26 protein-coding genes and 1 pseudogene are annotated in these 25415 nt (G+C 67.9%); 13 read left to right on the top strand and 14 right to left on the bottom strand.

The window, feature by feature from the left end; all coding sequences use genetic code 11:
* The first annotated feature begins 127 nt into the window (after positions 1-127).
* A complete protein-coding gene (locus CSW62_RS19505; protein WP_099580685.1) occupies positions 128-976 on the top strand; it encodes a serine protease in 849 nt (282 codons plus the stop codon).
* Positions 977-1112: 136 nt separating this feature from the next.
* Positions 1113-1309, top strand: a pseudogene (locus CSW62_RS19500) (CsbD family protein).
* A 62-nt stretch (positions 1310-1371) separates the two neighbouring features.
* On the opposite strand, the gene CSW62_RS19495 reads toward CSW62_RS19500, so the two are convergent.
* From CSW62_RS19495 to CSW62_RS19470, 6 genes are all read right to left on the bottom strand, one after another.
* Positions 1372-1848 carry an OsmC family protein gene (locus CSW62_RS19495; protein ID WP_099580681.1) on the bottom strand — a complete coding sequence of 159 codons (477 nt, stop codon included), beginning with the start codon at positions 1846-1848 and terminating at the stop codon, positions 1372-1374.
* Between the two features lie 63 nt (positions 1849-1911).
* Positions 1912-2358, bottom strand: coding sequence for a MaoC family dehydratase (locus tag CSW62_RS19490; protein WP_099580679.1), 447 nt, complete (start codon positions 2356-2358; stop codon positions 1912-1914).
* 183 nt (positions 2359-2541) lie between these two features.
* Entirely contained in the window at positions 2542-3873 is a 1332-nt protein-coding gene (locus CSW62_RS19485) for an Nramp family divalent metal transporter (protein WP_099580677.1), read from the bottom strand.
* A gap of 50 nt (positions 3874-3923) precedes the next feature.
* Complete coding sequence (locus CSW62_RS19480) at positions 3924-4937, bottom strand: GSU2403 family nucleotidyltransferase fold protein (RefSeq protein ID WP_099580675.1); 1014 nt, start codon at positions 4935-4937, stop codon at positions 3924-3926.
* A 69-nt stretch (positions 4938-5006) separates the two neighbouring features.
* Positions 5007-6545 (bottom strand): acyl-CoA synthetase, encoded by a 1539-nt coding sequence (locus CSW62_RS19475; protein ID WP_099580673.1) that lies wholly within the window; start codon positions 6543-6545, stop codon positions 5007-5009.
* A 14-nt stretch (positions 6546-6559) separates the two neighbouring features.
* Complete coding sequence (locus CSW62_RS19470; protein WP_099580671.1) at positions 6560-8227, bottom strand: GMC family oxidoreductase; 1668 nt, start codon at positions 8225-8227, stop codon at positions 6560-6562.
* A 166-nt stretch (positions 8228-8393) separates the two neighbouring features.
* Between CSW62_RS19470 and CSW62_RS19465 the strand changes: the two genes are divergently transcribed.
* The 6 genes from CSW62_RS19465 (at position 8394) to CSW62_RS19440 (ending at position 13681) form a co-directional block, all read left to right on the top strand.
* A complete protein-coding gene (locus tag CSW62_RS19465) occupies positions 8394-9728 on the top strand; it encodes a cytochrome P450 (RefSeq protein ID WP_099580669.1) in 1335 nt (444 codons plus the stop codon).
* 73 nt (positions 9729-9801) lie between these two features.
* Positions 9802-9987, top strand: a complete 186-nt coding sequence (locus CSW62_RS19460; RefSeq protein ID WP_099580667.1) for a DUF5808 domain-containing protein — start codon at positions 9802-9804, stop codon at positions 9985-9987.
* Positions 9988-10150: 163 nt separating this feature from the next.
* Positions 10151-11035, top strand: a complete 885-nt coding sequence (locus CSW62_RS19455) for a crotonase/enoyl-CoA hydratase family protein (RefSeq protein ID WP_099580665.1) — start codon at positions 10151-10153, stop codon at positions 11033-11035.
* Positions 11036-11119: 84 nt separating this feature from the next.
* On the top strand, positions 11120-12340 hold the full coding sequence (locus CSW62_RS19450) for a DUF2336 domain-containing protein (RefSeq protein ID WP_099580663.1): 1221 nt from the start codon (positions 11120-11122) through the stop codon (positions 12338-12340).
* Between the two features lie 229 nt (positions 12341-12569).
* On the top strand, positions 12570-12989 hold the full coding sequence (locus tag CSW62_RS19445) for a MucR family transcriptional regulator (protein WP_099582373.1): 420 nt from the start codon (positions 12570-12572) through the stop codon (positions 12987-12989).
* 197 nt (positions 12990-13186) lie between these two features.
* Complete coding sequence (locus CSW62_RS19440; RefSeq protein WP_099582372.1) at positions 13187-13681, top strand: PAS domain-containing protein; 495 nt, start codon at positions 13187-13189, stop codon at positions 13679-13681.
* Between the two features lie 197 nt (positions 13682-13878).
* Here the strand turns inward: CSW62_RS19440 and CSW62_RS19430 are convergent, their stop codons facing one another.
* The 3 genes from CSW62_RS19430 to CSW62_RS19420 are packed head-to-tail and all read right to left on the bottom strand — an operon-like array spanning position 13879 to position 15925.
* On the bottom strand, positions 13879-14790 hold the full coding sequence (locus tag CSW62_RS19430; RefSeq protein WP_099580661.1) for a ribokinase: 912 nt from the start codon (positions 14788-14790) through the stop codon (positions 13879-13881).
* A gap of 26 nt (positions 14791-14816) precedes the next feature.
* Positions 14817-15617 (bottom strand): flagellar type III secretion system pore protein FliP, encoded by an 801-nt coding sequence (fliP, locus tag CSW62_RS19425; protein WP_099580659.1) that lies wholly within the window; start codon positions 15615-15617, stop codon positions 14817-14819.
* Positions 15617-15925 carry a flagellar biosynthetic protein FliO gene (locus CSW62_RS19420; RefSeq protein ID WP_099582371.1) on the bottom strand — a complete coding sequence of 103 codons (309 nt, stop codon included), beginning with the start codon at positions 15923-15925 and terminating at the stop codon, positions 15617-15619. Before CSW62_RS19420 ends, fliP begins: the two co-directional genes overlap by 1 nt.
* A gap of 111 nt (positions 15926-16036) precedes the next feature.
* Here CSW62_RS19420 and flgB point away from each other — a divergent pair, with 111 nt between their 5' ends.
* Genes flgB through fliE form a run of 3 tightly spaced genes read left to right on the top strand, consistent with a single transcriptional unit; the run spans position 16037 to position 17234 of the window.
* Positions 16037-16480, top strand: coding sequence for a flagellar basal body rod protein FlgB (gene flgB / locus CSW62_RS19415; protein WP_099582370.1), 444 nt, complete (start codon positions 16037-16039; stop codon positions 16478-16480).
* 11 nt (positions 16481-16491) lie between these two features.
* Positions 16492-16911 carry a flagellar basal body rod protein FlgC gene (flgC, locus tag CSW62_RS19410; protein ID WP_099580657.1) on the top strand — a complete coding sequence of 140 codons (420 nt, stop codon included), beginning with the start codon at positions 16492-16494 and terminating at the stop codon, positions 16909-16911.
* An 11-nt stretch (positions 16912-16922) separates the two neighbouring features.
* Complete coding sequence (gene fliE / locus CSW62_RS19405) at positions 16923-17234, top strand: flagellar hook-basal body complex protein FliE (protein WP_099580655.1); 312 nt, start codon at positions 16923-16925, stop codon at positions 17232-17234.
* A gap of 262 nt (positions 17235-17496) precedes the next feature.
* Here the strand turns inward: fliE and CSW62_RS26635 are convergent, their stop codons facing one another.
* Positions 17497-17655: a hypothetical protein gene (locus CSW62_RS26635; RefSeq protein WP_199170645.1), complete on the bottom strand. Its 159-nt coding sequence runs from the start codon at positions 17653-17655 to the stop codon at positions 17497-17499.
* Positions 17656-17806: 151 nt separating this feature from the next.
* Here CSW62_RS26635 and CSW62_RS19390 point away from each other — a divergent pair, with 151 nt between their 5' ends.
* Together CSW62_RS19390 and CSW62_RS19385 are read left to right on the top strand one after the other, a co-directional pair.
* The gene (locus CSW62_RS19390) at positions 17807-18568 is read left to right on the top strand and encodes an ABC transporter ATP-binding protein (RefSeq protein WP_099580648.1); all 762 of its coding nucleotides are present in this window, start codon (positions 17807-17809) and stop codon (positions 18566-18568) included.
* Positions 18561-20108, top strand: a complete 1548-nt coding sequence (locus CSW62_RS19385; RefSeq protein ID WP_099580646.1) for a glycine betaine ABC transporter substrate-binding protein — start codon at positions 18561-18563, stop codon at positions 20106-20108. Before CSW62_RS19390 ends, CSW62_RS19385 begins: the two co-directional genes overlap by 8 nt.
* On the opposite strand, the gene hutU is transcribed toward CSW62_RS19385, so the two are convergent.
* Genes hutU through hutI form a run of 4 tightly spaced genes read right to left on the bottom strand, consistent with a single transcriptional unit; the run spans position 20105 to position 25333 of the window.
* Positions 20105-21769, bottom strand: coding sequence for a urocanate hydratase (gene hutU, locus CSW62_RS19380; protein ID WP_099580644.1), 1665 nt, complete (start codon positions 21767-21769; stop codon positions 20105-20107). The two genes, CSW62_RS19385 and hutU, sit on opposite strands and share 4 nt — an antisense overlap.
* A complete protein-coding gene (gene hutG, locus CSW62_RS19375) occupies positions 21766-22605 on the bottom strand; it encodes an N-formylglutamate deformylase (RefSeq protein ID WP_099580642.1) in 840 nt (279 codons plus the stop codon). Before hutG ends, hutU begins: the two co-directional genes overlap by 4 nt.
* Positions 22605-24143 (bottom strand): histidine ammonia-lyase, encoded by a 1539-nt coding sequence (gene hutH, locus CSW62_RS19370; protein WP_099580640.1) that lies wholly within the window; start codon positions 24141-24143, stop codon positions 22605-22607. Before hutH ends, hutG begins: the two co-directional genes overlap by 1 nt.
* The gene (gene hutI, locus CSW62_RS19365; RefSeq protein WP_099580638.1) at positions 24128-25333 is read right to left on the bottom strand and encodes an imidazolonepropionase; all 1206 of its coding nucleotides are present in this window, start codon (positions 25331-25333) and stop codon (positions 24128-24130) included. Before hutI ends, hutH begins: the two co-directional genes overlap by 16 nt.
* Between the last annotated feature and the right edge of the window lie 82 nt (positions 25334-25415).

The following is a 25415-nucleotide window of genomic DNA, read 5'->3' as shown; positions in this document are numbered from 1 at the left end:
GAATTTTCCCCAACAGGCTCTAACGCGCGACTGCGGCAGAACGACAACTTGCGGCGCGAGAATCCTGTGGTCAAACTCACTCTGTGGTCGGGCGAGTAGTCGAGTTAAGCGTAACCAAGGGGGCGATATGGCCTGGGATCTCTCCGTCGACCTGATCAAGGCGACGGTTCAGATTGAGCAGCCGCTGAGTGACGGCACGCGGACAGTCGGCACCGGCTTTCTGATCTCCGACCCGACCCCGGACGGCAAGCCCCGGACGATCCTGGTCACCGCCGCCCACGTGTTCGACAAGATGCCTGCCATGTCGGCCAAGATCGGCTACCGCATCGAAGGCGGCGACGGCGTCTGGCGCTTCGATCCCGAGACCCTGAAGATCCGCGATGGCGACCACCCGCTGTGGGTCAAGCACCCGACCCGCGACGTCGCGGTCATGGTGGTCGAGGCTCCGCCCGAGTTCGTCAAGGCCGCCATCCCGATGAAGTACCTGGCCCAGGACGACACCTTCAACCAGTACGCGCTCGGCCCCGGCGACGAGATGATGGCGCTGGGCTTCCCGCGCGGCCTCTCCGCGAACCCGGCCGGCTTCCCGATCCTGCGTTCGGGCCGGGTGGCCTCGTACCCGCTGGCGCCGGCGACCAACTTCCCGACCTTCCTGATGGATTTCTCGGTGTTCCCCGGCAATTCGGGCGGGCCGGTGTTCATGGCCGAGGGCGCGCGCCGCCGGCCGGGCGCCAGCGAAAGCCAGGAAGTCCAGTTCGTGGCCGGCCTCCTGACCCAGCAGGTCGAACTGTCGGGCGAGCGCCTGGAGATCGGCATCGTCACCCACGCCAAGTTCATCCGCGAGACCCTGGCCTTGCTGGACAAGGTTCCAGGCTCGCCGGTCACCCAGGCGCGGCTAAGCAAGCCGGAACCGAGCATACCCGGCGCGGTCGCGGCGGTGGCGATCTCGGCCAATGCGATGGGCGCTTCGCACTAGGACTCTAACATTTAGAGCGTAGCGGGCGCCGAAACCGCTCACACTTTCGGCTGCCACGCTCTAGGACTATTTCGGAACGCGATGCGCGCCAGGCCCGTTCTTGTGGGGAGTTCAACACCACACACAGGAGTGAGCCATGAGCACCAATCGTGTCGAAGGCGCTATCGACAAGGGCGTGGGCGCCGTCAAGGAAGCCGCTGGCAAGGCCACCGGCAACGAACGCCTCGAAGCCGAAGGCGCCGTCCAGAAAGCCAAGGGCGACGTGCAGAACAAGGTCGGCCAGGCTCAGGACAAGATCGGCGACGCGATCAAGAAGTGAACGCCGAGCTATGACTAGACGAAACGGCCGCCGGAGCGATCCGGCGGCCGTTTTCGTTTTGGACGGGGGCCGCCTGTCAGGCGTCCGCTTCCTCGTACGTCGCCGCATAGGCCACTGGGAAGTTCACCGACCTGGCGATGAAGCAGACCTTGTGGATCTCATGGTGGATGGCGTCGGCCTTCGCGAGGTCCGCGCCGCGCTCTACCCGGATATGGGGCTTCAGCGTCGCGCTCAGGAAGCGGCCGGCGCCGTCGGGCGTGCTCTCGCCGACGCCGATCGGCTGGTCCCGGTAGCCGCGCACCACGATCCCGGCCACCGAGGCCAGGTGCAGGTACCACAGCATGTGGCAGGCGCTTAGCGAGGACAGCAGCAGGTCTTCGGGATTGTGCAGCGTCGGATCGCCGCCCAGAAGCGGATCGTTGGAGCAGGGGACGGGCGGCTTGCCGGGCGTGGCGATGGTCCAGGTCCGGTCATAGCCGCGATAGGTCTTCGTGCCCTGGCCCCGATCGCCGGTCCATTCGATCAGGCTGGTATAGTCGTGCTGCTTGGCCATCGGACGCTCCTCGGACCATTGGACGCTTAGCGCGATTCCGCCGGCCCGAGGCGCGTGGAGCGCTTACCCGTAGATGACCGAAATCGTCTCGGCCACGCAGGCCGGGCGTTCCTCGCCCTCGATCTCGATGGTGCACTCGTTCTTCATCTGCAGGCCGCCCGACTTGGGCTCGGCCGACAGCAGCTTCTGGCGCATGCGCACGCGCTTGCCGACCCGGACCATGCCGGTGAAGCGGACCTTGTCGCAGCCATAGTTGATGCCGCGCGTGACGCCGGTGACGCGCAGGATGTCCGCGCCCAGCATCGGGATCAGCGACAGGGTCAGGTAGCCGTGGGCGATCGGACCGCCGATCTCGCGGGTGGCGCGCTCGACGTCGACGTGGATCCACTGGTGGTCACCGGTGGCCTCGGCGAACAGGTTGACGCGCTCCTGGGTGACCTCGACCCAGTCGGACACGCCGATCTCCTGGCCAACCAGGCTGGCGACGTCAGCGTAGGCGACTTCCTTCATGGTGTTTTCTCTCCCTCGAACAGTTGTTCGGATGGATCGCATGGGACAGCAGTCACGGCAAGCTTTCCCCTCCCCCTTCGATGGGGGAGGGGCAGGGGGGGATGCGGCGGTTGATGCCGCGCAATTCCGTCAAGCGGTGTCACCCCCATCCCCGACCCTTCCCCCATCAAAGGGGGAAGGGGGCTAAATGAAGGTCGAAACCACCAGCCAGACATTCGCCGCCGAGATCACCACGAACAGGAACCAGGCCACGGTCTTGGTGATCCAGCCGTTGGCGAAGGTCCCCATCAGCGCCTTGTCGTCGGTGAAGCGCAGCAGCGGCCAGATGGCGAACGGCAGTTGGGCGCTCAGCACCACCTGGGTCAGCACCAGCAGCTTGCCGACCGAGTGCTCGCCCAGGGTCAGCACGCCGATCAGGGCCGGGACGATGGCCAGGCCCCGGGTGATCAGCCGCCGCTGCCAGCAGGGGATCTTCAGGTCCAGGAACCCCTCCAGGATCACCTGGCCGGCGATGGTGCCGGTGAAGGTCGAGCTCTGGCCCGAGGCGAACAGGGCGATGGCGAACAGTACGCCGGCCAGCGCGCCGCCGGTGATGGGGGCCAGCAGTTTGTGCGCCTCCTCGATGCCAGCGACTTCCGTCAGGCCGGATCCGTGGAAGGCCGAAGCCGCCAGGACCAGGATCGCGGCGTTGATGAACAGGGCCAGCAGCAGCGAGACGACGGTGTCGATGGTCGACAGGCGGATCGCGGCCCGCTTGCCCGGCGTGTCGGTCGGCGTCATCCGCGTCTGCACGATCGCCGAGTGCAGATAGAGGTTATGCGGCATGATCGTCGCGCCCAGGATGCCGATCGCCAGATAGAGCGCGTTGCCCTGCTTCAGCGCGTCCAGCGAGGGAACCAGACCCCGCGCGACGTCGCCGGCATTGGGCGGGGCCAGGATCAGTTGAACGAGGAAGCAGATCCCGATCGTCGAGATCAGGCCCAGGATGATCGCCTCCAGCTGCCGGAAACCCTTGCCCTTCAGGCCCAGCACGATGACCGTGTCCAGGGCGGTCAGCAGCGCGCCGCCCCACAGCGGAATGCCCAGCAGCAGTTTGAAGGCCAGGGCGCTGCCCAGCACCTCGGCGATGTCGCAGGCGATGATGGCCAGCTCGGCCAGCAGCCACTGTATCCGCACCGCGCGCGGCCCGAACCGCTCGCGCGACATCCGCGCCAGGTCCATGCCGGTGACCAGGCCCAGCCGCATCGACAGGGTCTGCAGCACGATCGCCGCCAGGCTGGACAGCACCACCACGAACAGCAGGGACGTGCCGTAGCGCGAGCCGGCTTCGATGTCGGTCGCCCAGTTGCCGGGATCCATGTAGCCGACGCTGACCAGCAGGCCGGGCCCGGCCACCCGCAGCATTCGCTTCCAGGCCGGCAGACCATCGGGCACGGCGACGGCGCCGCGGACCTCGGCCGGACAGAACGGGGCGGTGGCGGTCTTGGGCAGGCGGTCGAGGAGGGCTGCGAGCATGGCCAAGCGTTACCGTGGATTCGCCGGACTTATAGAACCAAAGGCGCGGCTTAGCGCTCCAACGCCGCGCGTGCGGCCTCGGGCAGCAGGCTGACGGCCTCATCCAGCAAGGTTCGCCACGTCTCGCCGCGCTCGCGGGCCTCGGCATAGGCGTCGCGCAGGGCGAAGGGGTCGTCCTGGGCTAGCGCCTGAATCAATGCGGCCGCCTGTTCGAGATCCTTCCGCCGCTTCGGGTTGGCTTGGCTGCGTTTGCGCGAGATGATCAGCTTGTGCACCGCGTAACGCGCCGGGGCGGGAACGCGCACCAGCACGCCGTCGCCATGCAATACGGCGGCTTCGATGGTTTCCCGCAGCAGGAAATCCAGGAAGCGCAGGGGCGTGGCGTCAGTCTTCAAGGCGTCGAGGCGTGATGTCTCCTCGTCGCCCGCGTGCCGGCTGGTGGTCAGAACGTCGACCGCGTAGCCGTCGGGGGTGCGGTAGGTCGCGCTCTTGCTGGGGTCCAGCTTGGGTACGGGAGAGAAGGCCGTATCGGCCGTGCGTAGAACCTCCAGGAACGACCGGTCTAGCCCGTCATCCAGCGCCATTGAGATCCCATAGTCCTGCGCGATGTCGAGGTCGCCGGTCCTCACCGCCTGGGCGGGCAGCGCAAAGCCCAGCAGGGCGCCGTAGGTCTGGAAGGCAACGGTGCCGACGATCGCCGCGCGCAAGCGGAAGACGCCGGCCTGGGCGAGCGCTTGGAGGAGGCGGCCCGTTCGCTCGTCCGGCGCATGAAGTCCGGCCCCGCGCAGGGCGCGCACCAGCATGCGCCGACCGTCCGCCGCGCTCTTCAGGGATTTGGCGCGTTCGATGGTCTCGAGCAGTTCGGGTGTTTCGGGACCCAGGTAGCGCTCGGGGCGCTGGCCTTCCACCTGCCTGGACCGGACATACCAGTAGAAGCGTCCCTTGCGTTCGCGACGTAGGAAGTTTGCCCCCTCGCCAAACTCCGCGATCTGCGCGGCGCGCAACTGGTCGAGAAGCTCGGCGACATTGGTATGGATCGCCAGGGGAAGGCGCGGAAGGGTCACGACATCACCGTTGCCACCACTTCCGATAAAGTGGTGGCAACTTTTCGGAAAATCAACAGGAAGATTGACCTAGACGATCCGGCTCTCGCCTTTGCCCCAGTACGCATCCCGGATCAGCCGCTTGTAGAGCTTGCCGGTCGGATGCCTGGGCAGCTCAGCCATGAAGTCGATGCGGCGCGGCGACTTCACGTGGCTGAGATTGGCGCGGGCGAAGGCCATCAGTTCGGCGGCGAGGGCGGTCTGGTCCTCGGCGTGGTCCATGGGCTGGATGACGGCCACGACCTTCTCGCCCATCTCTTCGCAGGGCGCCCCGACCACGGCGGCGTCGGCGACCTTGGGGTGGGTGATCAGCAGGTTCTCGATCTCCTGCGGATAGATGTTCACCCCGCCCGAAATGATCATGAAGCTCTTGCGGTCGGTCAGGTAGAGATAGCCCTCTTCGTCCGCCCAGCCCACGTCGCCCAGGGTTGTCCAGCCGTGCTTGTTGTAGCTCTCGGCGGTCTTTTCCGGGGCGTTGTGGTAGTTCACCGCCGGGCCGTTGGCGAAATAGACCGCGCCCTCGGTGCGCGGGGGGACCAGGTCGCCGGCCTCGTCGCAGATGCGCAGCTCGCCCAGCACCGCCTGGCCGACGCTGCCCTTGTGGGTCAGCCAGTTCTCGGAATTGATCCAGCAGAAGCCGTTGCCCTCGGTGCCGGCGTAGTACTCGTAGATCACCGGCCCCCACCAGGCGATCATCTGCTCCTTGACGGGGATCGGGCAGGGAGCGGCGGCGTGGACCGCCGATTTCATCGACGACACGTCGTACTTTGCGCGGACCTCTTCCGGCAGCTTCAGCATCCGGACGAAGTGGGTCGGGACGAACTGGCCGCAATTGACCTTGTGGCGCTCGATAAGGGCAAGGGCCGTCTCGGGATCGAACTTCTCCAGCACGATCATCGTGCCGCCCAGCTTGTGGACGCTCATGCACCAGCGCAGCGGAGCGGCGTGGTAGAGCGGGGCGGGCGAGATGTAGATGCTGTCGCCCGAGAAGCCGAACAGGCCCTGGGCCATCATCTGCAAGGCGTTGGGCGCGTCGATCGGGCCGCCGTTCAGGGCCGGCTTTACGCCCTTGGGCCGGCCGGTGGTGCCGGACGAATAGAGCATGTCCGAGCCGGCGCTTTCATCGGCGATCGGCGTGGTCGGCTCGTCGGCGCGGGCCTGCTCGAAGTCGGCATAGGCGCCGTATGTCCCGCCGACCGCGAACAGGGTCAGGTCCGGGACCAGCCGGGCCACCTCGTCGATCAGCGGGCCCATGGCGGTCGAGGTGATGAACACCTTCGCCCCGCAGTCCTTGAGGATGTATTCGACCTCGGCGGCGGTCAGCTTGGTCGAGACGCAGACGAAATACAGCCCCGCCCGCTGCGCCGCCCAGGCGACCTCGAAGAAGCGGGCGTTGTTCTCCATCAGGATGGCGATGACGTCGCCCTGGGTCAGGCCCAGCGACCGGAACAGGTGCGCGCCCTGGTTCGAGCGCTGGTCCAGCTGGGCGTAGGTCACGACCTCGCCGGAACCGGCCATGATGTAGGCGGGCTTATCGCCTTGGGTCTGGGCGTGGAGGTAGGGGTGCATCTGGGCCTCTCGTCCTAAGCGGCCACGGGCGCGCGGGCGGCCTCGCGGATCATGTCGCTGGCCTTTTCGGCGATCATGATCGTGGGGGCGTTGGTGTTGCCGGAGACCAGGCGCGGCATGACCGAGGCGTCGACGACCCGCAGGCCCTCGACCCCGCGCACGCGCAGCTGGGCGTCGACCACGGCCATCACACCCTGACCCATCTGGCAGGTGCCGACCGGGTGATAGATCGTCGAGCCGGACAGGCGCGCGTAGCCCAAGAGCTGCTCGTCGGTGGTGAACTCGCCGCCCGGATTGATCTCGCTTTCGACATAGGGCGACAGGGCGGCGGCCTGGCCGATCTTGCGCGCCCACTTCAGGCCCGCCACGGCGACTTCCTGGTCCAGCGGATCGGCCAGATAGTTGGCGAAGATGGTCGGGTAGACGCTGGGATCGGCCGACTTGATCCGCACGTGGCCGCGGCTCTCCGGGCGCAGCTGGCACGGGGCGATGGTCAGGCCGGGCGCGTTCTCCAGCTCCATCTTCTGTTCGTTGACCAGCTTGTCCAGGTCCATGGTCGCCGGAAGGATGTGGAACTGGATGTCCGGTCCCGCCAGATCCGGACGGGATTTGCAGAAGGCGGCGATGTGGGCGGCCGACAGCGTCAGCAGGCCCTTGCGCTGGAACAGGTAGCGCAGCGCCTCGCCGGCCAGCCGGCCGCCCTTGGACTGCTCGTTGACCGAGACCACGCCGGCCTTCAGCCGATAGCGCACGCTCATCACGTAGTGGTCCTGCAGGTTCTCGCCGACGCCGGGCAGGTCGGCGACGACCTTGACGCCGTTGCGGATCAGCAGCTCGGCGGGACCGACGCCCGACAGCTGCAGCAGCTGCGGCGAGTTGATCGCCCCGCCGGCCAGGATCACCTCGCCCCGGGCCTTGGCCACGCGCTTGACGCCGTTCTGGGTGAACTCGACGCCGACCGCGCGCTTGCCCTCGAACAGCACCTTGCCGGCCAGGGCGTTGGTCTCGACCTGGAGGTTCGGGCGGTTCATGGCCGGGTGCAGATAGGCCACTGCCGCCGAGCAGCGCTGGCCGTTCTTGACGGTCAGCTGGTAGTAGGTCGCGCCCTCCTGGGTCGCGCCGTTGACGTCGTCGTTGTGCGGGATGCCCGCCTGCTCGCAGGCCTCGATCACCGCGTTCGAGATCGGGTTCTTCTCGGTGACGTCCGAGACGTTCAGCGGACCGCCCGTGGCGTGCCAGTCGCTTTCGCCGCGTTCCTGGTGCTCGGCGCGGCGGAAATAGGGGGCCACGTCGTCCCAGCCCCAACCCTCGCAGCCCAACTGCCGCCAGCCGTCATAGTCGGCGTGCTGGCCGCGGATGTAGAGCAGGCCGTTGATCGAGGACGAACCGCCCAGCACCTTGCCGCGCGGCCAGACGTGGGTGCGGCCGCCCGTGCCGGGGTCGGGCTCGGTCTGGTAGAGCCAGTTGACCTTGGGATCCTTCAGGGTCGACGAATAGCCGACCGGGATGTGGATCATCAGGTTCGAGGCGAACTGGGAGAGGTTCTTGGTCGGGCGGTCGTCGCCGCCGGCCTCCAGCAGCACGACCTTGAACCGGCCGCCTTCGGACAGTCTTGCCGCCAGCACGCAGCCAGCCGATCCCGCGCCCACGATGACGTAGTCGGCCTCGATGATCCCGGTCATCGTCTCTCTCTCCCTGTCGCCCTCGCGCGTGTCTCCGCGTGATCGGCGTTAAGTTGGAGCATGCGCCCAGGTTTCGGGATCGCGCAAGTTGCCGTCGCGGCGCCGTTCCTCCAGCGTGTTTCCGGGCTATCGTCGTGTCAAAGAACGGTGCTCTGGGAGATGCGTGATGGATTTGATCAGTCAGACGGTCGTGGACGGCATCGCCGGCCCTGGAGCCCCGCCGACCTATCCAACTCTGAGCGGTGTCGACCTCGCCGACATCTTCCGTTTCACCCAGGGTCAGCCCTGGGCCGACTTCGCGCGGATGCGCACCGACGCCCCGGTCATGTGGCACCCCGAGCCCTATGGCGGCCCGGGCTTCTGGGCCTTGACGCGTTATGACGACGTCCAGCGGGTCAATGGCGATCCGGCGACCTTCTCGTCACAGCGCGGCGGCATCCTGATGTCGATGGGGGCGCCCGAGAAGCGCCACGCCCTGCTGTTCCGGGCGTCGATGGACACCATGATCAATCTGGACGCGCCGCATCACCTGCAGCTGCGCCGCGAGCACATGCCCTACTTCACCCCCGGCTATCTGCGCGGCCTGACCGAGCGGGTGCGGGCCGAGGTGACGCGGCTTCTGGACGCCATGGAGCCGTTGTTGGCCGATGGCGCCGAGATCGACCTGGTCGAGCACTTCTCATCGCACCTGCCGCTGTTCACGCTGTGCGAGATCCTCGGCGTGCCGCACGAGGATCGGCCCCGGTTCCTGAAGTGGATGCACTATCTCGAGCGCGCCCAGGACCTGGCCGTCCAGAACGCCGCCGCGCCCGTCGCCCCGACGCTGGAGCTGATGCAGTTCGTCCAGGACTTCAACAACGGCGTCGAGGAGATGTTCGACTACGGCCGGATGATGCTGAAGAAGCGTCGCGAGGACCCGCAGGAAGACCTGATGACCGCCATAGCGCGGGCCCAGGTCGACGGCGCGCTGCTGGCCGACGAATATCTGGACGGCTCGTGGCTGCTGATCGTGTTCGCCGGCAACGACACCACCCGCAACACCCTGTCGGGCGCGATGAAGCTGCTGACCGAGTTCCCGGACCAGAAGCAGAAGCTGATCGACGATCCGTCGCTGCTGGGCGGCGCGGTCGACGAGTTCATCCGCATGGTCAGCCCGGTGATCTACATGCGCCGCACGGCCACCGCCGATGTCGAGGTTGACGGCCAGCTGATCCGAGAGGGCGAGAAGGTCGTGATGTACTACGGCGCCGCCAACCGCGATCCTGCCATGTTCCCCGAACCCGACACGCTGGACGTGACGCGGGCCAATGCGGGCAAGCACATCGCCTTCGGCTATGGCCCGCACACCTGCATCGGCAAGCGCGTCGCCCAGATCCAGCTGGAGGAGGCCTATCGCCAGATCCTGGCGCGCTTCCCGGACCTGAAGTGGACCGGAAACATCGAGATCGCGCCGAACAACTTCGTGCATGCGATCAGCAAGCTGGGCGTGAAGCGGGGGTAGGGGCGGTGGCGAGAGGCGCTTTTCCCAGTGGGGGAACGGCGCTACAATTCCCGGTTTGAAGGAGCCTGGCGCCATGCGGAATGGGTACAACGCTTGGGGTTTCTACAATAACCCCAACGATCCTCGCATTATTGTGCCGAAGATGAACCCCATCATGGGCTGGACCGTCAATCTCGCCCATCGAGAGGCGCGAGTGGCCCTAGTCCTGATAGCCATCCTCATCGTCGCAAGCATTGCTGCATCGATCCTGGTGCGCTGACCTGCGTCGGGTCCCGCCAGCGCCGCGCCCGCCGGGACCGGAGTCCAAGTGACGAATTTTTCAGCGATAGCGCCGTCGCGGCAGCTTGCGGTCGGACCCGGTTGTTTGCAACGCTGCGCGGGACATACGATCGTTTGAAAACGACCTCCAGGGAGACCGCGCCATGTCCACCCCCACCTTCGAGACCCTGCTGTACGACGTCGAGGACGGGATCGCGACGATCACCCTGAACCGTCCGGAGCGGATGAACGCCTTCACCGCCCGGATGATGAAGGACCTGCTGGAGGTGCTGGACGTCACCGACGCCGACGACGCGGTGAAGGTGGTGATCATCACCGGCGCGGGCCGGGCGTTCTGCGCGGGGGCCGACCTCGGCGCCGGCGGGGCCACCTTCGACCGCACCTCGCCCCAGGCGCTGGAGCGGGAAGAGGGCAAGGTCGGCGACATCTATCGCGACGGCGGCGGCCGTGTGACCCTGCGGATGTACGACAGCCTCAAGCCCATCATCGGCGCGATCAACGGCGCGGCGGTCGGCGTGGGCGTGACCATGCAGCTGCCGATGGACATCCGCCTAGCCTCGACCGAGGCCAAGTTCGGCTTCGTCTTCGCCCGTCGCGGCATCAACCCCGAAGCCGCGTCCAGCTGGTTCCTGCCCCGCCTGGTGGGCCTGCAGACGGCGCTGGAGTGGTGCTACACCGGCCGCGTGTTCCCAGCCTCGGAAGCGCTGGAGAAGGGGCTGGTCCGCTCGCTGCACGCGCCCGACGAGCTGCTGCCCGCCGCCCGGGCCCTGGCTCGCGAAATCGCCGACAACACCGCGCCCGTCTCGGTTACCCTGACCCGCCAGCTGCTGTGGCGGATGGCGGGCGCCGCGCATCCCATGGAGGCCCACAAGGCCGACAGCCGGGCCATCCAGTCGCGCGGCGCCTCGGGCGACGCCAAGGAGGGCGTGACCTCGTTCCTGGAAAAGCGCGGCCCCGTCTATCCGAACAAGGTCTCGACCGACCTGCCGGACATCTGGCCGGAATGGGAAGAGCCCCAGTTCCGCTAGGCGCGTTTCGCTGAGCGCCTTCAGGTGAGTTTGTCGCGGGCTTCGCTCACGGGTCGTTAAGCACGATCTGGTCTTGTCGTTGCGATGAGCGAGCCCGCGTCCCTGTCATTTCCCGAGCCGGAGGCCCCCAGGCCCGCGCCGCGCTCGCGCTCGGCCCTGCTGAAGCGGCTGGCCGACGTCGTCTGCCTGCCGACCAGCCGGATCAACGCCTTCGAGCGCTCGATGACCGCCGACCTGCTGGTCGAGATGCTGCGCGACGCCAATGTCGGCGAGCGCGAGAAGGTCGCCCGCCGCCTGGCCATGCTGGTCGAGATCCCGGGCGTGCTGGCGCGCCTGCTGATGCGCGATGAACTGCCGGTGGCCCGCGCCCTGCTGGTCGAGGCCGAGAAGCTGTCGGACGCCGACCTGATCGCCTGCCTCTATCAGTCGACCACCGATCATCGCCGCCTGATCGCCAAGCGGCGCGGGGTCAGCGAGGTGGTCGCCGACGCCCTGATCGACATGGGCGAGACGCCCGTGATCGAGACCCTGCTGCGCAACGAGTTGGTCAAGTTCAGCCACCAGGGCGTCGAGAACATGGTCGCCATCACGCGCGACGCCCAGTACCTGATCCCGCTGCTGCTGCGCCGGCCCGAGCTGCGGCCCAGCCACGCCTATGTGATGTTCTGGTGGGCCGACGCCGAGGCGCGCCGGACGATCCTCCAGCGCTTCGCGGTGTCGCGCGAGATCCTGCAGGACGCCGTCGGCGACGTCTTCGCCCTGGCCTCGGCCGAGGGCTGGCAGGACCCGCTGTCGCGCAAGGCCTTGCAGTTCATCGAGCGCCGCCAGCGCAACCGCGCCGCCATCGCCAAGAGCCCTTACGACAGCCTGGACGAGGCCGTGGCCGCCGGCGAGGCGGGCATCACCCGTGAGATCGCCGAGGAGATCTCTTATCTCTCGGGCCTGAAGCCGATGACCGGCGCCAAGATCTTCACCGATCCGGGCGGCGAGCCGCTGGCGATCCTCTGCAAGGCCACCGGCCTGCCGCGCAAGTGTGTGCGCCAACTGTGGCGCGGCTTGCGCCGGCAGGAGGTCGACGCCAGCGGAGCGACCGACCATGCGCTGGACCGGGTGCTCACCGTCTACGACGCCATCGCCGTCGATCGCGCCCAGACGGTGCTGCGTTACTGGAACTGGTCGCTGACCTCTGCCCTGACTCCGGCCCTGTTGAAGGCTATTCGCGATGGCGACGCAGCCGCCGTCGACGAATACTCGGCCCCGCAGCGCGCGGCGATGCTAGCGCTGTCGCGCGACTTTGGTCGATAGTTTCGGGATATCTTCGATATCTCAACGTGTTCGCTGGACATCGTTCAGGACTCAATATGCGGGACACGACCTCTGACCGGTCATGTCCATCTCACGAACACTGGAATATTACGTACGATCTCTTTGTAGGGGCCGTATTGCCCGGCGCTTGCAATCTTTGTATGCACGCCTCGACTGATCAAGGAATCAGCCGCATCAACAAAAAGATTTGTCGACGGGCGAGGCTATGATGGAAGATCAATCGAACCTGATCGAGATGACCGCGGGTATTGTTTCAGCCTATGTCGGCAATAATGTTGTCGGCACGGCTGACCTTCCCGCGCTGATCCAGCAGGTCCACGCCGCCCTCGCCACCGTCGGTTCGCCGGCGGCCGAGCCCGCCCCGGCTCCGAAAGAGCCCGCGGTCGCCGTCAAGAAGTCGATCACCCCCGACTTCCTGATCTGCCTGGAAGACGGCCGGAAGTTCAAATCGCTGAAGCGCCACCTGCGCACCAAGTACGACATGACCCCGGAAGAGTACCGGGCGAAGTGGAACCTGCCCAAGGATTACCCGATGGTGGCGCCGAACTACGCAGAGGCGCGTTCGAACCTCGCCAAGCAGATGGGCCTGGGCCAAGGCGGTCGCAAACCCGCCCGCAAGACGAAATAGCCGAGTCGGAACAAAAGCTTGGCCTTGGGGCCATTCCGAAGATCATCGCGCCCGTCGTCCGAACCCGGACGGCGGGCGTGTTCGTTGGTGATTGACTCTCCCCGGGAATCTTGTCGCGCGACATGTTTTTCGCTTGCCGCCGATTCGTTCCTTAAGCGATAGTGAATCGAAGTGATTCCAACGACTTGTTAAGGACTCTGAAGATGTCCGCGCAACTGAGCGCATCGGCCACGGCGGCCCGCGCTCACCAGGAGATGTTCGCCTACTGGGCGTCCCTCCGCCGGGGGGCGAGGCTCCCGGCGCGCGTCGACCTGCATCCTACGAGCATGAAGCGGCTGTTGCCGACGGTCAGCTTGATCGACGTCGTCAACCAGCCGCGCGACTACCGCCTACGCCTGGCCGGCACCGGCCTCTACGGGGTCTATGGCCGCGAGATCACCGGCCGGATGATCGGCGACGTCTACAACAAGGACGCCTTCGACTATTGGCGCCGGGAGCTGGACAAGGTGGTCGACGAGCGTCGCCCGGGCGTCGGCGTCCACAGCCTGGCCTGGCGCGGCGCCCCGCACATGTCGATCCTGTGGCTGCGCCTGCCGCTGGCCAGCAACGGCAAGGACGTCGACATGATCCTCGGCTACGACGCCGTGGTCGGCTCCGCGTCGGAAGGCTTCTCGGGTATTCGCGCGGCTTAGTAGGCGCAAAGGCGTCTAAACCTTCGAACAACCCCAAACCCGACTTCCCCGGCGAATGCCGGGGCCCAAATTCATCTGGAGACTCTGGGGATGACGCGCCATGCGCCCGCTCCGGAACAACGTGCGCTCGTGGGTTCGATCTGGGCCCCGGCATTCGCCGGGGAGATCGGGGCAGGGAGAGCTATTTCGAAGAACCCTCACCCCTCCAGAAACGCCTCGACCTCTCGCCGGCTCGGCATCGACGGCGCGGCGCCGGCCTTCTGCACCGAGAGGGCCGCGGCGGCGTTGGCCAGTTCGACGGCCTCGCGCAGGTCCATGCCCTGGGCCAGGGCCGCGCACAGGCTGCCGCAGAAGCAGTCGCCGGCCCCGACGGTGTCGATCGCCTGGACCTTCTTGCCCTCGACCAGGAAGGCCTCGTCGCGACGGACCGCGGCGACGCCGGCCACGCCCAGGGTGACGATGATCGTCTGGTCCGGGCGGCTCATCAGCTTGCGGGCGGCGACCGAGACCTCTTCCAGGCGCGACGGCTCGCGATCCAGCTTGGCGTAGCTGGCCAGTTCGGTCTGGTTGACGATCAGGATGTCGGTCAGCGGGAACAGGGCCGCGCCCTGCGGCAGGGCCGGGGCGGCGTTCAGCACCCGCAGCGCGCCCTTGGCCGCGCCGAGGCGGAACAGGGCCTCGATGGCCGTGGGCGGGGTCTCCAGCTGGCAGAGCAGCACCCGCTGGCCCTCGATCGCGGTGGCGGCGACGTGCTGGGCCGTGACCATGGCGTTGGCCCCGGCCGTGACGACGATCATGTTCTCGGCGTTGTTGGCGACCCAGACGTGGGCCTGGCCGGTCGGCACGCCCTCCAGCTCCATGACGTCGGCGACCTGCACGCCGTAGCCGGCCAGCTTGGCCTTCAGGCCGACGCCACTGTCGTCGCCGCCCACGGCGCCCATCAGCCGGGTGGCCACGCCCATGCGCGCGGCGGCGACCGCCTGGTTGGCGCCCTTGCCGCCCAGGAACAGTTGAAGAGAGGTGCCCGCCACGGTCTCGCCGGGTCTGGGCAGGTCGTCGACCCGCGCCACGGCGTCCAGATTGATCGAGCCCAGGACAAAAACAGTCATGTCGTACGTCTTCTAGTTAAACGCGCCTAACCGCCGCCGCCGCGCTGGAAGCTTTCCACCAGGCTGCCCGCGACGAGTCGCCAGCCGTCCACTAGCACGAAGAAGATCAGTTTGAAGGGCAGGCTGATGGTCGCGGGCGGCAACATCATCATGCCCATGCTCATCAACACGCTGGCCACGACCAGATCGATGACCAGGAACGGGATGAACAGCAGGAAGCCGATCTCGAAAGCGCGCTTCAGTTCCGAGATCATGAAGGCCGGCGTCACAACCTTCATCGGCAGGTCCTGGACGTTCTTGGTCTGGGGGACCTTGGACAGGCGGACGAACAGGGCAAGGTCCTCGCGGCCGACCTGTTTCAGCATGAACTGCTTCACCGGCGCGCTGGCCTGGTCGAAGGCCTCCGGCAGCTCGATCTGGTGGTCCAGCAGCGGCTTGATGCCGGCGTCATAGGACTTCTCGAAGGTCGGGCCCATGACGATCGCGGTCAGGAACAGGGCCAGGCTGATGATCACCGGGTTGGGCGGGCTCTGCTGGATGCCGATGGCGGTGCGCAACAGGCCCAGAACCACCACGATCCGGACGAACGAGGTGGTCATGATCACGATCGACGGCGCCAGCGACAGCACCGTCATCAGGCCGACCAGCTGGACGACCCGGTCGGTCAGGCCCGCGCCGGTCCCCAGGTTGATGTTCACGGCCGACTGGGCCATGGCCGCGGCGGGCATCACCCCGAAGGCGATGGCGGCCAGCACCGAGATGATCGCGGCGCGGCGGAGATCCTCCGGCCGGGCGCCCGTCACGGTCTTGATCAGGTCGCGGATCATCAGGCCACGGGCTCCGAGGCGGGGGCGGGGAGTTCGACGACGGGACGCGGTCGCGGGACCCAATCCAGCAGCTTGCCGTCGCCCAGCAGCACCATGCGCTCCTCGCCGTCCAGGCTGACCACGACGAGGCGGCGGGTCGGGTCGAGGGCCAGGCTCTCGACGATCCTCAGGCGGCGGTCTTGCCGGGCGGCGATCACGCGGCCGATGGCGTCGGGGCCGTACTTGCGCATCGCCCAGGCGGCCAGGCCGATCAGGCCCAGGGTCACGGCCAGGGCGGCGAGGGCGCGGATGAACTCGATGATGTCGATCATGACCGCCCAAAAGCGAGACAACGTGGCGCAGGCGGAAAGCCTCGCCGCCCCTGGTGTGCCTGAGGGTTCTTAATGCCGAATTAACCCTGTTTCTTCACCATGATCGTCATGGGTCCGGACGACATTCCTCTCTTCGGCATGCTCAAGAGCCGCCTCGGTTATCTGACCGAGCGCCAGAAGCTCGTCGCCCAGAACGTCGCCAACGCCGATACGCCCGGCTACCGCCCGCGCGATCTCAAGGCCTACAGCTTCCAGGCCTCGCTGATGAACCAGGGTTCGGGCTCGGTCTATCGCGGCGGTCGCGCCGCCCCGACCTCGGGCGTCCAGATGATGGAGACCTCGGCCGCCCATATGGCCCCGTCCAACGCGCCCAGCGCCTGGCGGGCGTCGGCGGGCGTCGATTCGGAAGTCTCCCTCGACGGCAACGCGGTGTCGCTCGAGGACCAGATGCTCAAGATGACCGACGCGCGGATGAACTACGACGCGGCGATCAGCTTCTACCAGAAGTCCATGAACATGCTGCGCCAAGCCGCGCGCAAGCCGAACGGCTAGGGGACTAGGCGATGCCCGAGATCAAATCCAATTCGCTGGCGACCATGGCCGTGGCCTCCTCGGCCCTTCGCGCCCAGCAGGGCCGCATGCGGGTCATCGCCGAGAACATCGCCAACGCCAATTCGACCGCGCGCACCGCTGGCGGCGACCCCTACCGCCGCCAGGTCCCGGTGTTCAAGCCGACCAAGGTCCAGGGCGCCGAGGGCGTGCAGATGCTGCGCGTCGACCCGGACCAGAGCGAGTTCAAGACCGAGTACGAACCCGGCAATCCGGCCGCCGACGCCAAGGGCTACGTCAAGCTGCCCAACGTCAACACGCTGGTCGAGGCGCTGGACATGAAGGAGGCGCAGCGCGCCTACGAAGCCAACCTCAACGTGATCGAGACCGCGCGGTCGATGGAATCGCGCACCCTCGACATCCTCAAGAAGTAAGGGGCTAGGCCATGATCACCGCGCTCGCCGCCGCCAAGGCCTATGCTTCGCAAAGCGCGATGGGCGTCGGCTCGATCGGCTCGATCGGCGGCTCCGACAAGAAGGGCATGGACTTTGGCGACATGCTGAAGTCGGCCATGGAAGGCGCGACCAAGACCTCCAAGATCGCCGAACACAAGATCGCCGATCAGGTGGCCGGCAAGGCCGAACTGGTCGACGTCGTCACCGCCATCAGCTCGGCCGAAGCCAGCCTGGAAACGGTGATGGCCGTGCGCGACCAGGTGATCTCGGCGTATCAGGAAATCATGCGGATGCCGATCTAAGGGCTGTTTTCGGGTTTTCGGTGGCTCCTACATTCGTCATCCCGCGACTTGTTCGCGGGACCCATCTGCCCGCCGCAGGTGCGGAAAGAACTCGCTCTCTCACGTGAAAGCTGAACATGGGTCCCGCGAACAAGTCGCGGGATGACGTGGTTTGTTAGGCTGACGCGCTTTCCTGAAGTCAAAAAGAAGGGCCGCGATCCTCACGGACGCGGCCCAGTTTGCTTCGGGGGGAAGTTGCAAACGCTACGCCTACTGAACAAACTCAGAGGTGCAGGAACGCCTTGGCGACCGTGAGCAGGCCGCCCCAGACGATTGCGTTCAGCACCGTTGCGAGCAGAACCGCGAAACCCAGGGGCCACTGGCGAATAGGCCGGCGGAGGGGACGCGGATCGAACGGACGGGCTTGCGACGCGACTGTCATCAGACGCTCCTTAACCATGACCCCATGGTCGGGATTGACTCGGCCCTTGCGAACCGGGCGACCTGTCGCGCGCCGCCTTGTCGCACCCGAGCTTCGAGTCAACGCTTGGGGGCGCGGGAGCGTTGATTCTGTTTTCGCCGCCGGAGCCCGCATGAGCGCCATCGTCCTCGACCAGGTCAGCAAGACGTACGGCGGCCAGACGGTGCTGGCGCCGACGTCGCTGAGCATCGCCAAGGGCCGTTTCGTGGCTTTGGTCGGCGGCTCGGGCGCGGGCAAGACCACGCTGCTGAAGCTGATGAACGGCCTGTCGACCCCGACCAGCGGCCGGGTGCTGCTGGACGGTGTAGACATCGTCGGCCGACCAGGGCCCGAGCTGCGGCGCGGCATCGGCTATGTCTTCCAGGAGATCGGCCTCTTCCCGCACATGACCGTCGGGCAGAACATCGGCGTCACGCCCGAGTTGCTGGGCTGGCCGGGGGATCAGATCGCTCAGCGCACCGACGAACTGCTCGACCTCGTGGCCCTGCCGCGCGAGGTCGCCGGCCGCGCGCCATCGCAGCTGTCGGGTGGTCAGCGCCAGCGGGTGGGTGTGGCGCGGGCGCTGGCCGCGCGTCCCTCGATCCTGCTGATGGACGAGCCGTTCGGTGCGTTGGACCCTGTGACCCGTGCGGCCCTGGCCGATGATGTGCGGGCGCTGCACGAGCGTCTGGGGCTGACCACGGTGATGGTCACCCACGACGTCGGCGAGGCCTTGCTGCTGGCCGACGAGGTGGTGGTGATGGCCGGCGGCAGGGTGCTGGCCCAGGCGCCGCCTCGGGCGCTGCTGGCGGGCCATCCCGATCCGGTTGTCGCCGACCTGATCGCCGCGCCGAAGCGGCAGGCCGAACGTCTCGCGGAGCTGGCCCGTGGCTGATCGTCTTTCCTCCGCCCTGGCCGTCCTGCCCGAGCGCCTGGGCTGGCACGTGGCCCTCTCGGCCTCGGCCCTGGCGCTGGGTCTGGCCATCGCTCTGCCGCTGGGCATCGCCGCCGCCCGTAGTCCGCGCCTGAAATGGATCGCCCTGGCCACCGCCGGACTGGTGCAGACCATCCCCAGCCTAGCCCTGCTGGCGCTGTTCTATCCGGTACTGCTGCTGCTCTCCGGGCTGGCGGTGAAGGTGCTGGGCCACGGCTTTCCCGCCCTGGGCTTCCTGCCGTCGCTGCTGGCCCTGACCCTTTATTCGATGCTGCCGATCCTGCGGAACGCGGCGGCGGGCGTGTCGGGCGTCGACCCGGCCGTGGTCGAGGCGGCGCGCGGCGTCGGCATGACCGACCGCCAGCGGCTGTGGCGTGTCGAGCTGCCCCTGGCCGCGCCGGTGATCATGGCCGGCGTGCGCACCGCCGCCGTGTGGACGATCGGGGCGGCGACCCTGTCGACGCCGGTCGGTCAGACCTCGTTGGGCGACTACATCTTCTCAGGCCTGCAGACCGAGGACTGGGTCGCGGTGCTGGTCGGCTGCGCGGCCTCGGCGGGCCTGGCGCTGATCGTCGATGGCCTGCTGGGCCTGATCGAGGTTGGCGTGGCGCGGCGCGACAGCAAGCGCCTGTGGGCGGGCGGCGTAGGCTTGGGCTTCGGCCTGCTGGCGGCGATCGCGCCCCTGGCCGGCGCGGCGCTGTCGCAAGGCCGTCCCGCCTATGTCGTCGGCGCCAAGAACTTCTCCGAGCAGTACATCCTGGCCGAGCTGATGGCCGGCAGGCTGGAGGCCCAGGGTGCGAGCGTGCAGCGCCGCGTCAACCTCGGCTCGGCGGTCGCCTATCGCGCGCTGGCCAGCGGCGAGATCGACGCCTATGTCGACTATTCCGGCACCCTGTGGGCCAACGTCCTGAACCGCGCGGACAATCCCGGCCGCCAGGCGGTGCTAGACGGGCTGCGCTCCGAGCTCAAGACCCGCGACGGCGTGGTGCTGCTGGCGCCGCTGGGCTTCGAGAACGCCTACGCGCTGGCCATGCGCCGCGACCGCGCCGAGGCGCTGGGCGTCAAGACCCTGGCCGATCTGGCGGTGAAGGCCCCGCAGCTGACCATGGGCGGCGACCTAGAGTTCTTCTCGCGGCCGGAATGGGCGGCGGTGGTCAAGGCCTATGGCCTCGGCTTCAAGTCCAAGCGCCAGTTCCAGCCGACCTTCATGTACCGGGCGCTGGAAAGCCGCGAGGCTGACGTCATCTCGGCTTTCTCGTCCGACGGGCGGATCGCCGCCGACGATCTCGTCCTGCTGGGCGACCCCAAGGGCGCGCTGCCACCCTATGACGCAGTGATCCTGGTCTCGCCGAAGCGGGCTGGGGATCGGCGGCTGCTGGACGCTCTGACGCCGCTGGGCGGCAGCATCGACGTCAAGGCGATGCAGGCAGCCAACTACGCCGTGGATCGCGATACGGGCAAGAAGAGCCCCGCCGAGGCGGCGGGGATGCTGGCGCGCTAAAGAATCCCCGGCAGGTCCAGCCCCTTCTCCCGCGCGCAGTCGATGGCGATGTCGTAGCCGGCGTCGGCGTGGCGCATGACGCCGCTGGCCGGATCATTCCACAGCACCCGCGCGATGCGCTTGGCGGCGGCTTCGGTCCCGTCACAGACGATCACCATCCCCGCGTGCTGCGAGAAGCCCATGCCGACCCCGCCGCCATGGTGCAGCGACACCCAGGTCGCGCCCGAGGCGGTGTTGAGCAGGGCGTTCAGCAGCGGCCAGTCCGACACCGCGTCGGAGCCGTCCTTCATGGCCTCGGTCTCGCGGTTGGGCGAGGCGACCGAGCCGGAGTCGAGGTGGTCGCGGCCAATCACGATCGGGGCCTTCAGCTCGCCGCTGGCGACCATTTCGTTGAAGGCCAGGCCCAGGCGATGGCGGTCGCCCAGGCCGACCCAGCAGATGCGGGCCGGCAGGCCCTGGAACTTGATCTTCTCGGCGGCCATGTCGAGCCAGTTGTGCAGGTGGGGATTGTCCGGGATCAGTTCCTTGACCTTGGCGTCGGTCCTGGCGATGTCTTCCGGATCCCCCGACAGCGCCGCCCAGCGGAACGGACCGATTCCCCGGCAGAACAGCGGGCGGATATAGGCCGGCACGAAGCCGGGGAAATCGAAGGCGCTCGTCACGCCTTCCTCCAGCGCCATCTGGCGGATGTTGTTGCCGTAGTCGACGGTCGGCACGCCGGCGGCCTGGAAGTCGAGCATGGCCTTGACGTGGACGGCCATCGAGGCGCGGGCGGCCTTGTCGACCGAAGCGGGGTCGCGCGCCTTGGCGTCGGCCCACTGGTCCAGGGTCCAGCCGGCCGGCAGATAGCCGTTGATCGGGTCATGGGCGCTGGTCTGGTCGGTCAGCAGATCGGGACGGACGCCGCGCTCATAGAGCGCCGGCAACAGCTCGGCGGCGTTGCCCAGCAGGCCGACCGAGATCGGGGTCCTGGCGGCGCTCGACTCTTCGATCCACGCCAGGGCCTGGTCGACGCTGTCGGTCGACTTGTCGAGATAGCCGGTGCGCAGCCGCATCTCGATCCGCGAGGGCTGGCACTCGATGGCCAGGCATGAAGCCCCGGCCATCACCGCCGCCAAGGGCTGGGCCCCGCCCATGCCGCCCAGGCCCGCTGTCAGCAGCCACTTGCCCGACAGGTCGCCGCCATGGTGCTGGCGGCCCATCTCGACGAAGGTCTCATAGGTGCCCTGCACGATGCCCTGGGCGCCGATATAGATCCATGAGCCAGCCGTCATCTGGCCGTACATGGCCAGGCCCTTGCGATCGAGTTCGTTGAAGTGCTCCCAGGTCGCCCAGCGCGGCACCAGGTTGGAATTGGCGATCAGCACGCGCGGCGCGTCGGCATGGGTGCGGAAGACGCCGACCGGCTTGCCGGACTGCACCAGCAGGGTCTCGTCGTCCTCCAGCCGCCGCAGGGTCTCGACGATCTTGTCGAAGCTCTCCCAGTCGCGGGCGGCGCGGCCGATGCCGCCATAGACGACCAGCTCCTCGGGCCGCTCGGCGACGTCGGGGTGCAGGTTGTTCATCAGCATCCGCAAGGGCGCTTCGGTCAGCCAGGACTTGGCGGTGAGCTGCGTCCCGGTGGCGGGGCGGATGACGCGGGTGTTGTCGCGGCGGGTCATGCGTTGCTCCGGGCGAAGGTCAGGCAGGCGTTGAGGACGTCTTCCAGCACCGCGCGCAGCGGCTCGGCGCGATCGGCGTGGAAGGGCGTGGGCCAGGTTTCGGGCGTCGGGGGCTCGGCCGGGTCGTCCATGTAGCCCCGGCAGGCCAGCTCCATCTGGAGGGCGTGGACGCCGGCGGGCGGCTGTCCGTAGTGGCGCGTGGTCCAGCCGCCCTTGAAGCGGCCGTTGGTGACGCGGCTGAGGCCCGACGCATCGCAGGCGGCCTCGACGGCGGCGGTCAGGGCGGGGGCGCAACTGGCGCCGCTGTTGGTCCCGAGATTGAACTGCGGCAGCTCGCCGTCGAACAGGCGCGGCACGTGCGAGCGGATCGAATGAGCCTCGTACAGCACCACGGTCGGATGGAGCGTACGCAGGCGATCGATCTCTTCGCGCAGGGTGGTGTGGTAGGGCTCGAGGTAGATCGTGCGGCGACGGTCGATCTCGGCCGCGTCCGGCCCGCCGTCGCTATACAGCGGCTCGCCGTCGAAGGTGGTGGTCGGGCAGAGCTCCGTCGTCGCCTGGCCCGGATAGAGCGAGGCGCCCGACGGGTCCCGATTGACGTCGATGACCGTCCGCGAGATCGCCGTCCGCACGATGGTCGCGCCCATCCCCTCGGCGAAGGCGTAGAGCCGATCCACCCACCAATCGGCGTCCTTGCGGGCCAGCCAGGGAGAGACGAGGCCGGCTTCGATGTCGGCCGGGATATCGGTCCCGGTGTGGGGGAGGCTGACGATCAGGGGCGCGTCGCCGGGCGTCATCTGAAGCCAAGGGGGGGCGAATCCCACCCTGTCCGTCATCAGCTAACCCCCGGCAGCTTGCCCGCTGCCGCGATCACCGCGCCCGACCACACCAAGACGTTCGCCGCCTCCATGTCCGGGTGGAAGTGCCGATCATCCTCCAGGTGCGGCACCTTGCTCCGCGTCAGCGTCCGCACCGCCTCCAGGGCCTTGCTCGACCGCAGCGGGGCGTGGAAGTCGCAGCCCTGCGCCGCCGCCAGCAGTTCGATGCCCAGCACGGCCGTGGCGTTCTCGACCATGCCCATCAGGCGGCGCGCGCCGTGGGCGGCCATCGAGACGTGGTCCTCCTGGTTGGCCGAGGTCGGGATCGAGTCGACGCTGGCCGGATAGGCCTTCTGCTTGTTCTCCGAGACCAGAGCGGCGGCCGTGACCTGGGGGATCATGAAGCCGGAGTTCAGGCCCGGCTTGGGCGTCAGGAACGCCGGCAGGCCCGACAGCGCCGGGTCGACCAGCATGGCGATGCGGCGCTCGGCGATCGAGCCGATCTCGCAGACCGCCAGGGCGATGATGTCGGCGGCGAAGGCGACCGGCTCGGCGTGGAAGTTGCCGCCCGACAGCGCCTCATCCGCTTCCGGGAAGATCAGGGGATTGTCCGAGACGCCATTGGCCTCGGTCTCCAGCGTCACGGCGGCCTGGCGCAGGATGTCCAGCGCCGCGCCCATCACCTGCGGCTGGCAGCGCAGGCAGTAGGGGTCCTGGACGCGCTCGTCTTCCTTCAGGTGCGAGGCGCGGATTTCCGAGGTCGCCATCAGGTCGCGCAGGGCGGCGGCGGTCTCGATCTGGCCGGCGTGGCGGCGCAGCGTGTGGATGCGCGGGTCGAAGGGAGTGTCGGAGCCCTTGGCGGCTTCGGTCGACAGGGCGCCGGTGACCAGGGCCGACTGGAACAACAGCTCGGCCTCGAACAGGCCCGCCAGGGCGTTGGCGGTCGAGAACTGGGTGCCGTTCAGCAGGGCCAGGCCTTCCTTGGGGCCGAGCGTCAGGGGCTTGAGGCCCGCCTTCTTCAGCGCCTTGGCGGCCGGCTTGCGCTCGCCGTCGACGAAGATCTCGCCGACCCCGATCATGGTCGCGGCCATGTGCGACAGCGGGGCCAGGTCGCCCGAGGCGCCGACCGAGCCCTGGCATGGGATCACCGGCGTCAGGCCCTGGGCCAGCATTTCCTCCAGCATCCTCACGGTCTCGACCCGTACGCCCGAGGCGCCCTGCGCCAGGCTGGCCAGCTTCAGGGCCATCATCAGGCGGATGACCGGGACCGGCGAAGGCTCGCCGACACCGGCGGCGTGGGACAGGACGATGTTGCGCTGCAGGGTCTCCAGGTCGGCGTCGCCGATGCGGACGCTGGCCAGTTTCCCGAAGCCGGTGTTGATCCCATAGACCGGCTCGCCCTTGGCCAGGATGCGCTGCACGGCGGCGGCGCTCTCGGCGATCGCGGGCCACGCCGTATCGGCCAGGCGCGCCGTCGCGCCACGGTAGATCGCCTTCCACTCGGCCAGCGGCACGTCGCCGGGGTTCAGAACAAGCTCGGTCACTGGCCTCTCCACACGCGCGCATGGAGCGGGTTGAAGCCCATGCGATAGACAAGTTCGGCGGGACGCTCGATGTCCCAGATGGCGAGGTCGCAGGCCTTGCCGGCCTCCAGCGTCCCGCGATCGTGCAGCAGCCCCAGCGCCCGCGCGGCCTCTCGCGTCACGCCGGCCAGGCATTCCTCCACGGTCATCCGGAAGATGGTGGCGGCCATGTTCATGACCAGCAGCGGCGAGGTCAGGGGCGAGGTGCCGGGGTTGCAGTCGGTGGCCAGGGCCATCGGCACGCCGGCTTGGCGCAGGGCCGCGATCGGCGGGGGCTTGTGCTCACGGGTGAAGTAGTAGGCGCCGGGGAGCAGGGTGGCGACCGTGCCCGAGGTGGCCATGGCGGCGATGCCCGCCGCGTCCAGGTGCTCCAGATGGTCGGCCGACAGCGCCCCGAATTCGGCGGCCAGCGCCGCGCCGTTGAGGTCCGACAGCTGCTCGGCGTGCAGCTTGACCGGCAGGCCGTGGTCCCGCGCGGTCTCGAACACGCGGCGGATCTGGTCGGGCGAAAAGCCGATGCCCTCGCAGAAGCCGTCGACCGCGTCGGCCAGGCCCCGCGCGGCGATGGCGGGGATCATCTTCTCGCAGACCAGTGCGATGTAGCCGTCGGGGTCGTCGCGATATTCCGGCGGCAGGGCGTGGGCGCCCAGGAAGGTCGTGCTGACCCCGACGCGGCGGATGTCGGCCAGGGTGCGTGCGGCGCGCAGGCTCTTGATCTCGTCGTCGAGGGACAGGCCGTAGCCGGACTTGATCTCGACCGTGGTGACGCCCTCGGCGATCAGAGCGTCGAGCCGGGGCAGGGCGGTGGCAACCAGTTCGGCTTCCGAGGCCGCGCGGGTGGCGCGCATGGTCGAGATGATGCCGCCGCTGGCTCGGGCGATTTCCTCGTAGGAGGCCCCTGCCAGGCGCAGCTCGAACTCGTGGGCGCGGTCGCCTGCGAAGACCAGGTGGGTGTGCGGATCGATCAGGCCGGGGGTGATCCAGCGCTCCTCGACATCGACGGTTTCGGTCGTCTCGAAGGTCGGCGCGGCCTCCGCCGGACCGGCATAGGCGATGCGGCCGTCCCGGCTGGCGATGACCCCGTCCTCGACGATCCCCAGGCCTTCGCGATCCGGGGCGAGGGTCGCGAGACGGGCGTTGATCCACACCCGATCACAGCGCATGAGCCTGCCTCCGCCAACGCGGACCGTCTCTTGCGGGCCGCTTCAATATGTATAGACATATTTGCGAACGATGAGGCTTGTC

Origin of the sequence: Caulobacter sp. FWC2 (genome assembly GCF_002742625.1) — a bacterium.
GTDB lineage: Bacteria > Pseudomonadota > Alphaproteobacteria > Caulobacterales > Caulobacteraceae > Caulobacter.
The sequence above is the reverse complement of the archived record's forward strand: the minus strand, read 5'-3'. Positions and strand labels throughout refer to the sequence as shown.

Coding starts and splice junctions, on each gene's coding strand:
- CSW62_RS19505 (WP_099580685.1), top strand. CDS start 128: ATGGCCTGGGATCTCTCCGTCGACCTGATCAAGGCGACGGTTCAGATT.
- CSW62_RS19495 (WP_099580681.1), bottom strand. CDS start 1,848: ATGGCCAAGCAGCACGACTATACCAGCCTGATCGAATGGACCGGCGAT.
- CSW62_RS19490 (WP_099580679.1), bottom strand. CDS start 2,358: ATGAAGGAAGTCGCCTACGCTGACGTCGCCAGCCTGGTTGGCCAGGAG.
- CSW62_RS19485 (WP_099580677.1), bottom strand. CDS start 3,873: ATGCTCGCAGCCCTCCTCGACCGCCTGCCCAAGACCGCCACCGCCCCG.
- CSW62_RS19475 (WP_099580673.1), bottom strand. CDS start 6,545: ATGCACCCCTACCTCCACGCCCAGACCCAAGGCGATAAGCCCGCCTAC.
- CSW62_RS19470 (WP_099580671.1), bottom strand. CDS start 8,227: ATGACCGGGATCATCGAGGCCGACTACGTCATCGTGGGCGCGGGATCG.
- CSW62_RS19465 (WP_099580669.1), top strand. CDS start 8,394: ATGGATTTGATCAGTCAGACGGTCGTGGACGGCATCGCCGGCCCTGGA.
- CSW62_RS19460 (WP_099580667.1), top strand. CDS start 9,802: ATGCGGAATGGGTACAACGCTTGGGGTTTCTACAATAACCCCAACGAT.
- CSW62_RS19455 (WP_099580665.1), top strand. CDS start 10,151: ATGTCCACCCCCACCTTCGAGACCCTGCTGTACGACGTCGAGGACGGG.
- CSW62_RS19450 (WP_099580663.1), top strand. CDS start 11,120: ATGAGCGAGCCCGCGTCCCTGTCATTTCCCGAGCCGGAGGCCCCCAGG.
- CSW62_RS19445 (WP_099582373.1), top strand. CDS start 12,570: ATGGAAGATCAATCGAACCTGATCGAGATGACCGCGGGTATTGTTTCA.
- CSW62_RS19430 (WP_099580661.1), bottom strand. CDS start 14,790: ATGACTGTTTTTGTCCTGGGCTCGATCAATCTGGACGCCGTGGCGCGG.
- fliP (WP_099580659.1), bottom strand. CDS start 15,617: ATGATCCGCGACCTGATCAAGACCGTGACGGGCGCCCGGCCGGAGGAT.
- flgB (WP_099582370.1), top strand. CDS start 16,037: ATGGGTCCGGACGACATTCCTCTCTTCGGCATGCTCAAGAGCCGCCTC.
- flgC (WP_099580657.1), top strand. CDS start 16,492: ATGCCCGAGATCAAATCCAATTCGCTGGCGACCATGGCCGTGGCCTCC.
- fliE (WP_099580655.1), top strand. CDS start 16,923: ATGATCACCGCGCTCGCCGCCGCCAAGGCCTATGCTTCGCAAAGCGCG.
- CSW62_RS26635 (WP_199170645.1), bottom strand. CDS start 17,655: ATGACAGTCGCGTCGCAAGCCCGTCCGTTCGATCCGCGTCCCCTCCGC.
- CSW62_RS19390 (WP_099580648.1), top strand. CDS start 17,807: ATGAGCGCCATCGTCCTCGACCAGGTCAGCAAGACGTACGGCGGCCAG.
- hutU (WP_099580644.1), bottom strand. CDS start 21,769: ATGACCCGCCGCGACAACACCCGCGTCATCCGCCCCGCCACCGGGACG.
- hutG (WP_099580642.1), bottom strand. CDS start 22,605: ATGACGGACAGGGTGGGATTCGCCCCCCCTTGGCTTCAGATGACGCCC.
- hutI (WP_099580638.1), bottom strand. CDS start 25,333: ATGCGCTGTGATCGGGTGTGGATCAACGCCCGTCTCGCGACCCTCGCC.